This window comes from Sedimentibacter saalensis (genome assembly GCF_007830175.1).
Lineage (GTDB): Bacteria > Bacillota > Clostridia > Tissierellales > Sedimentibacteraceae > Sedimentibacter > Sedimentibacter saalensis.
Genome location: NZ_VLKH01000019.1, coordinates 1 through 8,522, shown reverse-complemented (window position 1 = coordinate 8,522; position 8,522 = coordinate 1). Strand labels below are relative to the sequence as shown.

The 8,522-nt window shown below is 36.5% G+C and carries 11 protein-coding genes, 1 tRNA gene, 1 rRNA gene and 1 riboswitch; of the genes, 7 read left to right on the top strand and 6 right to left on the bottom strand.

The window, feature by feature from the left end; all coding sequences use genetic code 11:
- The 6 genes from LY60_RS17795 to LY60_RS17770 form a co-directional block, all read left to right on the top strand.
- The coding region (locus tag LY60_RS17795) for a carboxyl transferase domain-containing protein (protein WP_281291885.1) at positions 1-483 on the top strand (483 nt) is incomplete at its 5' end.
- A gap of 10 nt (positions 484-493) precedes the next feature.
- The gene (locus tag LY60_RS17790) at positions 494-772 is read left to right on the top strand and encodes a hypothetical protein (RefSeq protein WP_145087102.1); all 279 of its coding nucleotides are present in this window, start codon (positions 494-496) and stop codon (positions 770-772) included.
- 14 nt (positions 773-786) lie between these two features.
- Positions 787-1,209: a biotin/lipoyl-containing protein gene (locus LY60_RS17785; protein ID WP_145087099.1), complete on the top strand. Its 423-nt coding sequence runs from the start codon at positions 787-789 to the stop codon at positions 1,207-1,209.
- A gap of 146 nt (positions 1,210-1,355) precedes the next feature.
- Positions 1,356-2,252, top strand: coding sequence for a DNA-processing protein DprA (locus LY60_RS17780; protein WP_170226293.1), 897 nt, complete (start codon positions 1,356-1,358; stop codon positions 2,250-2,252).
- Between the two features lie 37 nt (positions 2,253-2,289).
- Positions 2,290-2,374: transfer RNA gene (locus LY60_RS17775), tRNA-Leu, on the top strand.
- Between the two features lie 179 nt (positions 2,375-2,553).
- Positions 2,554-2,640, top strand: a riboswitch (cyclic di-GMP riboswitch).
- A 69-nt stretch (positions 2,641-2,709) separates the two neighbouring features.
- Positions 2,710-3,606 (top strand): transglutaminase-like domain-containing protein, encoded by an 897-nt coding sequence (locus LY60_RS17770; RefSeq protein ID WP_145087093.1) that lies wholly within the window; start codon positions 2,710-2,712, stop codon positions 3,604-3,606.
- Between the two features lie 134 nt (positions 3,607-3,740).
- Here LY60_RS17770 and LY60_RS17765 read toward each other — a convergent pair whose 3' ends face one another.
- The 6 genes from LY60_RS17765 to LY60_RS17740 are packed head-to-tail and all read right to left on the bottom strand — an operon-like array spanning position 3,741 to position 7,724.
- On the bottom strand, positions 3,741-4,805 hold the full coding sequence (locus LY60_RS17765; protein WP_145087090.1) for a type IV pilus twitching motility protein PilT: 1,065 nt from the start codon (positions 4,803-4,805) through the stop codon (positions 3,741-3,743).
- A complete protein-coding gene (locus LY60_RS17760) occupies positions 4,802-5,335 on the bottom strand; it encodes a hypothetical protein (protein ID WP_145087087.1) in 534 nt (177 codons plus the stop codon). The genes LY60_RS17765 and LY60_RS17760 overlap by 4 nt, the downstream gene beginning before the upstream one ends.
- On the bottom strand, positions 5,335-5,835 hold the full coding sequence (locus LY60_RS17755; RefSeq protein ID WP_145087084.1) for a type IV pilus modification PilV family protein: 501 nt from the start codon (positions 5,833-5,835) through the stop codon (positions 5,335-5,337). The genes LY60_RS17760 and LY60_RS17755 overlap by 1 nt, the downstream gene beginning before the upstream one ends.
- An 11-nt stretch (positions 5,836-5,846) precedes the next feature.
- Positions 5,847-6,332, bottom strand: a complete 486-nt coding sequence (locus LY60_RS17750) for a DUF4860 domain-containing protein (protein WP_145087081.1) — start codon at positions 6,330-6,332, stop codon at positions 5,847-5,849.
- A gap of 19 nt (positions 6,333-6,351) precedes the next feature.
- Positions 6,352-6,648, bottom strand: coding sequence for a hypothetical protein (locus LY60_RS17745; RefSeq protein ID WP_145087078.1), 297 nt, complete (start codon positions 6,646-6,648; stop codon positions 6,352-6,354).
- A gap of 17 nt (positions 6,649-6,665) precedes the next feature.
- Positions 6,666-7,724, bottom strand: a complete 1,059-nt coding sequence (locus LY60_RS17740) for a type II secretion system F family protein (protein ID WP_145087075.1) — start codon at positions 7,722-7,724, stop codon at positions 6,666-6,668.
- A 631-nt stretch (positions 7,725-8,355) separates the two neighbouring features.
- On the opposite strand from LY60_RS17740, the gene LY60_RS17735 reads away from it, so the two are divergent.
- Positions 8,356-8,522, top strand: a 16S ribosomal RNA gene (locus tag LY60_RS17735); the annotation flags it as partial.

The window sequence follows — 8,522 nt, the reverse complement described above, 5'->3', positions numbered from 1 at the left end:
CTTCTTACACTGATGGATGTACCGGGATTTTTGCCGGGAACACATCAGGAATACGGAGGAATAATAAGACATGGAGCAAAAATGCTCTATGCGTATTCAGAAGCAACAGTACCAAAGGTAACAGTAATAACAAGAAAAGCATACGGCGGGTCATACATAGCAATGTGCAACAAGGAACTTGGAGCCGACATGGTGCTTGCATGGCCAACAGCAGAAATAGCAGTAATGGGACCGGACGGAGCAGCAAACATAATATTTAAAAATGAAATAGCTGAGGCTGAAGACCAGAACGCAAAACGTAAGGAAAAAATAGAGGAATACAGAAATACAGTGGCAAATCCGTACACGGCAGCAGCAAGAGGCTACGTGGACCAGGTAATAGAGCCATCAGAAACAAGAAAAAGAATAATAAGCGCATTTGACATGTTGTCAGGCAAAAGAGAATTAAGACCTGTAAAAAAACATGGCAATATTCCTCTGTAAGGGGGCATGTATGAATTTTATAAACAGTTTTTTCAAACATAAAAAAGATACAGAAGTAAAAAAATTTAATGAAGAAATTATTGAAGATGACGAAGATGAAATTGCAGCAGTTATAGCTTCGGTGCTTGCATCAATGGATGAAGAGGAAGAAACAGTGGCAGCAATAACAGCTGCCATAGCAGTTATTCTTGAATCTTCAACGGATAAGTTCATAGTAAGAAATATAAAAAGAACACCTGAAATGGATCCAATATGGGCAGTGGCAGGAAGAATGAAGTTAATGAGATAATACGGAGGAATAGAATGAAAAAATTTAATGTGACAGTAAACGGCAAATCATATGCTGTAGAAGTAGAAGAAGTAGGAGCAGGACAGGGTGGATTCACATATGCTCCTGTACAACAATCACCGGCAGTACAGGCAACACCAGCACCAGCATCATCTGCACCGGCTCCAAAGTCTTTGGAACCAAAGACGGCACCAGCTCCCAAGGCACCTGAATCACCTGTTCCAGGAGAGCTTTTGACAGCTCCTATGCCTGGTACAATTCTTGATATAAAGGTTACAGAAGGTCAGGCTGTAAAGGCAGGAGAACTTATTCTGATACTTGAAGCGATGAAAATGGAAAATGAAATTGTGTCTCCAAAGGATGGAGTTGTTAATAAAATCCATACTTCCAAGTCTTCAACAGTGAGCACGGGAGAACCTTTAGTAACAATTGGATAAATAATTAAATTTTCTTAACTCTTCTTCCATAAAGAAGAGTTTTTTTTTGTTGAATATTGTGTTAAAATGTAAAAACATATATAATGGTAACTTACTGGGAGAAGAAACATGCCTTCCGATTTAAACTAATCACAAGGGGATCAAAGATGATAAGCAACGAAGATATAGTAAGGCTGCAGCTCGTTAATGGTTTAGGCAGAAAGACTATAAGCAAAATCCTGAAATTCATGGAAGCAAAGAAAGTTAATTTGACAAACTTTTCTGAAGTTGAAAAATTTATAAAAGACATGGGAATAAAAAAAATCAATATTGATTTGGAAAAAGTGGAAAGTGATGCTTCTGCTATATTTGAATGCTGCAAAAAAGCAAATATAAAAATCATTAGCATTTATGACAAGGAATATCCCAGAAAACTTCATCTGATTGAAGATAAACCATTGATTCTTTATGTGGACGGAAATGTTGAATTGCTCAATCATGACTACAATATAGCAATAGTAGGAACAAGGACTCCTTCTCAGGAAGGGTATGAAATAAGCTCCATATTTGCTGAAAAACTTGCAGAAGAAAAATGCTGCGTTGTAAGCGGATTTGCTTCAGGATGTGATGAAGCAGCACACAACGGCTGCCTTGCAGCAAAGGGCAGGACTATAGCTGTTATTCCTGCAGGTCATTTATATATTTTGAAAAATAACAAATCAATGTACAATATGATATTGATGAATGGCGGTACTATTGTGTCAGAACTTCCTCCAAATGCAAAAGCAGAGAAAAATGCATTCATAGACAGAAACAGAGTCATTGCTGCATTGTCTGAAGGAATAATAGTAATAGAAGGAGGACTGAAGGGAGGAACATCCCATACAGTGAAGTTCGCAAATGCATTCAACAAGCCAGTAGCATACACCACAAGCGTGTGCTCATGCATAGGACAAACCTCAATTTTCAACAATAACATCGAAGTAATAGACAGTTTTGAAAAGCTTGTAAAATTTAAAAATAAATCTTGTAAAATAATGCTTGACAAAGCATGCTCACAGTAGTATAATCAATTTTGTTGTTGAGCAAACAACTGGTTGCGCGGATGTGGCGGAACTGGCAGACGCACTAGACTTAGGATCTAGCGCCTCACGGCGTGGGGGTTCGAACCCTCTCATCCGCACCAATTATGCGGTTCACCGCAATAAAAAAACCTCGTTTGAAACGAGGTTTTTTTATTGCCTGACAAGGGGACTGTTTTGTTGTTATCTATGTGACATTAAAACATTCATATGATACAGAACTGCTATGTCAAAATTGGAAATATTTTGTTGACAATTATTATCCCAAGTGATATGATGAGCTTAATTAAATAGGCAAAATTTTCTAAAGAAAATGGCGCAAAGCTATAGGGTCTAACCCATGAAAATGGTATGACAGCCAGTTGCTGTACTCAGGTACATTACTTAGTCTATTGCTTCGCATCGTTGCGAAGTTTTTTTATTTGCGGGGGACAAGCATATGAAAAATTTAAAAAATATTAAATGCACAAAAAGAACTGTATTTACCTTGTTAATAATGCTGTTGTTGACTTCTTCAGCTCTTTGCTTCGGTGCAGACGGCATTTATAAAAGCACAAAATCAGAAATAGATGCTTCAGCTGCTCAAGAAGGTTATATTAAAGTTAAATATTTAAATCCTACGACTAAAAAGCTGAAGGTAATAATAGAAAAGGGTAAAGGCAAGTACACATACGACTTAAACGGAGAAGGAAACTACGACACATATCCTCTTCAAATGGGAGATGGTACATACAGTGTGAAGGTTTTTGAAAATATAAGCGGAACGAAGTATGCTGCAAAACAGACCGTTTCAATTGAAGTAAAACTCAAGGACAAAAATTTGCCGTTTCTTGTGCCAAACCAGCTTGTGAACTTCACAAGAGAATCAGCAGCTGCAAAGAAGGCTGATGAGCTTACAAAGGACTTAACAACAGATTTTGAAAAGCTGGATGTAATTTATGATTATGTTATTACAAACATAGCATATGACAATGAAAAGGCTAAGACAGTTAAAAGCGGATATCTTCCAAATGTAGATGATATACTAACAAGCAACAAGGGAATATGTTTTGATTATGCTTCACTTATGGCGTCGATGCTTCGCTCTGAAGGAATACCTGCAAAACTGGTTACAGGATATTCTTCAAACTTAAGCGCATTCCATGCATGGAATGAAGTTTACACTGAAGAAACCGGATGGATAGTATTGAATGAAATGTATTTTGACGGGGAACAATGGAAGCTCATGGACAGCACAATAGCATCATCAGCAAAACAATCCAACAGCCCGAGAGTGATGGAATATACAAATAAGCTCATAGACAGCAAGTATTATACAAAACAATTTGAATATTAAAAACCCCATTTAGGGTCAGAATAATGACAAACTTTTTTTCTCCAAATAATAAGGGCGGATCTTGTGTCCGCCCTTATTATTAAATAAGAAATTTATAATTAATAAAACCCCGAAAGGGGTTTTATTTTGCAGTTTTATTGCTTGTTGAGAAGCTTCAGCATAAGGTCAGGGTCTATGGAATGAAGCACAGCATTTTCCTTTGAAATTATGCCATTTTTGTATAACTCATAAATGCTTGTGTCCATGGATTTCATGCCCTTTCCTTCCGAGGAATAAATGACGCTGTTAAGCTGGTGGACCTTTGATTCTCTTATGAGATTTGATACTGCATTTGTTGAAAGCATAACTTCAAAGGCAGCAGCTCTTCCACGTACAGGAGACGGAATCAAGTGCTGTGATATAACTGCCTGAAGCTGCATTGAAAGCTGAATTCTTACTTGCTGCTGCTGATTTGAAGGAAATACATCTATTATTCTGTCTATGGTGTTAGCGGCTCCCGTAGTGTGAAGGGTGGATAGAACCAGGTGACCTGTTTCGGCAGCTGTTAGGGCTATTTCTATGGTTTCTAAATCTCTCATTTCTCCAATGAGCATTACATCCGGAGCCTGTCTCAATGAAGAGCGAAGTGAAGAAATATAGCTTTTGGAATCTGTTGATATTTCCCTCTGGCTCACAATTGATCTTTTGTGCTTGTGAATATATTCTATAGGATCTTCAAATGTCATGATGTGGCAGTTGCGTTCAGTGTTTATTTTGTCTATGAGGCAAGCAAGAGTTGTAGATTTTCCGCTTCCTGCAGGGCCTGTTATTAAAATAAGGCCTTTTGTCTTGGAGTGAAGATTCATAACTACATCAGGAATTCCAAGCTTGACGGGATCCGGCAGCTCAAACAGCACAACCCTTATGACTGCAGCAAATGAGTTTCTTTGCTTGTATGCACTCACTCTGAAACGCCCAAGCTTTGGAAGAGAAAAAGAAAAGTCCACATCTCCTTCTGTTGACAGCTCGTCAAGACTTTCCTGATTAGCAACCTTAAATATGTCATATATTATCCCATAAGTGTCATCGGCCGAAAGCTGAATGTCGTCATAAGACACAATGTCACCCATTATTTTAAAAGACAAGGGCCTTCCGGCAATGATGAAAATATCGGATGCCTTTTTTTCTATAGCTAATTGAAATATATCAATGGTTTTCATTTAATTTCTATTCCTTCCCATAAGTCATAATTTTCTTCTTCATAAACAGGCAGTTCTATGTTTGCAAGATTCCATGATGTGATTTTGTAATAAGGATCATTGTTTTTTTCGTCATAAAAAACTTCTAGACCAACGCTTATCTTTTGGTTCATTTCTCCTGATGATTCATAATAAACAGTGAATTTTCCTTCTTCATAAACATAATCAACATCTTCAAATTCAGAAAGTTTTTTTGAAAGTGCGGCATAGTATAGTGTGTCTTCGTCTGCTGCAGAATCTTCACTTATGTTTTCTTTTGCTTCCATCATTGCACTGTAAACATCTGATAGAATTCTTTCTGCCTTGCTGCTTGTTTTATAATAATCTGATGATATTTTCTCGGTTTTAACTGCAAGTTTCAAATCAGAATGAGCAGTTGTAAATGAAAGAGTGGCAAAAATAGTGAGGCTTAAAACTACAAATATGGTGATGATTAATGTTCCGCCCATTCCAACAGAAACATTGGACAATCTTTTATTTTGGGTTTCCATCACTGCCTCCCTGATTCAAGAGTTTGAAAAAACTTGCCGGTTTCAATAGAATAAACGGGACTTGTCAATTTGCCCTTGTCTATAAAGGGGTAGGGCTTTGATTTCTCTGCGGTTATTTTTATATCCATAAATTCACCATATTCCTTTTCATCAAGTGAGATAACAGTATTCAAGGTGTATTCCTGTTCTTCTTCGCTGCAAGGTTTCCAGTCCTTATCGTAATAATTGGTGTATATATCTGAACTTCCATCTTTAGCTTTTTTTTCATATTTTTTTGCCAGGAATAAAACTGCCTGGTCTAAAGTATCAGCAGATCTAATCATTTCAGCGTCCGACTGAACAAGCCATGAAGCAGCAACCTTGTCGTTGGCTTTTTCCTGCGTGTATTTTGCATAGGCAAAACAGTTGAGCATTATTACTCCAGCAACAGCAAAAATCAAGACTGACAAAATGATTTCTACAAGAGAAACTTCGAGATTGATGGACAATTTATTTTTCAATTGATCACCACCTAATTGTTTGAGTATAAGTTCAAAACCAGTTCTGAACTTTCAGCGCTGCTGCTTACAGCGAACTTATACAGATTATCTTTTATTTTAGTTATTTCAAGACTGTCACAATCAACAATCTTCATGCCTTCTTCAGGCAGAAATGTAGCGTTTTCGTCTGTGAACATCTCATATATTGCATTGTCATAAAAATAAATCCACGTTTCATAATTTTCATCATCATAAGTTTCGTTTATTACAACAGCGTTATTGTTTTCATAATTTCTTATTTCAACAGTTCCTTGTTTGTCTGACTGACGAATTTTATTAGCTATGTAAGAAAGGGAGACCCTTAATTCATAATTGCTGTCTCTGTCCTCGTTGATGTTTACATATATGTTTTTGCCTAAAACAATAATCATCACTGATAATATTACAATGATGAGAAAAAGTAGCATAATAAATACAAATTGAAAAGAAAACTGCTTTGAAAAGTTTTTTGAGTTCATAACAATCCTTCCACGATGATTATTTGTTGAAAACTTCTATTTCAGGCATGATGTTTGAAGCAAACACATTGTAACTTATTACGTATTTGTCGTGGTTCACAACTAACCCGTAATTTTCCTCCAGATATTCAATGTCGGGAGGATAGAAGCCTTCAATGGCATAGCATTGCACTGCACTTCTTGCAATGGCATCAGTGAGTATTTCATACATTTCATTATCACTGCCTTTTTGAGCGTTGTCTACAGACATGTATAAAAAAGCTGCAAAAATGATTACAACGGCAACAGATAGTATTTTAAGCACTAATTTTCTCAAAGTATCATTCCTTTCTGCTATCCTATTGATGACATTATGTTCATCAAAGGGAGCATTACAGATATGAGGATAAAACCAATTACAACGCACAAAATTCCAACAAGCACCGGTTCAATCAGTGCAACTGAATTGCTTATTGCCTGATCTGCCTCATTTTCATAAATATTTGTCAGTTTCTTCATCACAATGTCCATTTCGCCGGTGCGCTGACCCATGTTGAGCATCTGTATGTGCATGCTTGAAAACATAGAAAGATCTGACAATGAATCAAGAAAGTTTTCTCCTGAATTCATGGAAGTTTTGCATTCTTCAATTTTGCTTTTAAGTTCAGGCTCTTCAGTTACATCAAGCAGAATATCCATTGATGAATCTATGTTCATGCCGCTTGAAAGAAGAAGAGACATGCTGGAAGCAAATCTGTACGCAGTGACTTTCTTCATTATAGATTTTGTAGGACCAAAAGAACTTAAAAATTTATTGAAGGACTTTTTGCCATTTTTAGTCTTTGTAAGAACAAATATTGCTGCAATGAGCATTAGCACTGCAATTGTCGCTGCCATTGTAAACTTACCTGCCATTATACCTGTAGAAAAGGATATTAAAGCTGATGACTCTCCTGGCAGCTCTCCTCCAAGCTCCTTAATCATTCCTTCAAAAATAGGGAAGATTTTAGTTACAAGCAATATTATAACAAAAGACATCATAACAAAAAGCATGGACGGATAAAATACAGAGTTCCTGATTTTAGCCTTTATGAAATCTTCTCTGTCATAATATTCAGACAATGAAGTCATTACATCTTCTAGCCTTCCAGTTACACTTCCTATTTGGCTCATGCTTATTATATATGTAGGAAAGTATTCTGAGTTTTCCATTGCTTTGTATAAAGGTACCTTGTTTGAAAGTTCATCAAGAACAACACCAAGCGCATTTTTAACGTTGCTTTCCTCTATATCGTTGTACATCCATTCAATACCATCAGAAATAAGCATGCCTGATTTCAATACCATTGCTACCTGCATGCAGAAAAACGACAGCTCAGATGAAGTCAATTGCTTTTTCTCTTTATTTTTCAAAACAGCACCCCCTGCTTGTAAACGGTTCTTTTGGATAATTATATTATATATGTATTCAAAATTCAACAAAATAATACATTTATTTACATATTAATCTAAATTATATATTGTTTATCTTCCTATAATTAAAGCATAATAGCTAACGTAAAGCAATTTTAAAAAATGAGACTAAAAATTGAAATAGGGGATTGACAAAGAGGCATAAGTAAGCTAGAATATAAAAGCACTTCGGGTTCGGTAGAAAACAATCAATAAAAAAACCGAAAAAGAAGTGAAAAACCAGTTGACTTTATCACTGGGGTGTGGTAAACTAACAAAGCTGTTGAACACCGCAGCAAAATTTAATAAAAGATAGTTTTGAAGAGAAGAAAAAACTTCTTGACAAAGAAAAGCTGATGTGGTAAACTATCAAAGCTGTCTTCGCAGGAAGCGGCGAGTCAAGAAAAAAGAAATAAAAAAGTTATTGACAAGTTAAAGCAAAAGTGATAAACTATTAAAGCTGTCTCAACTGACAGCGACGAACTTAGACAATAAAACAGCATAAGAAACCTTTGAGAGTTCTAAAAAAGAACAAACAAAACAAAAAGTAAAAAAAGACAGATAATGCTATGCGTTATCTTGAGCAAGAATATTAAACGAGAGTTTGATCCTGGCTCAGGACGAACGCTGGCGGCGTGCCTAACACATGCAAGTCGAACGAAGTATATTTTCGGATATGCTTAGTGGCGGACGGGTGAGTAACGCGTGAACAATCTGCCCTGTACACAGGAATAGCCTCGGGAAACTGGGATTAAAACC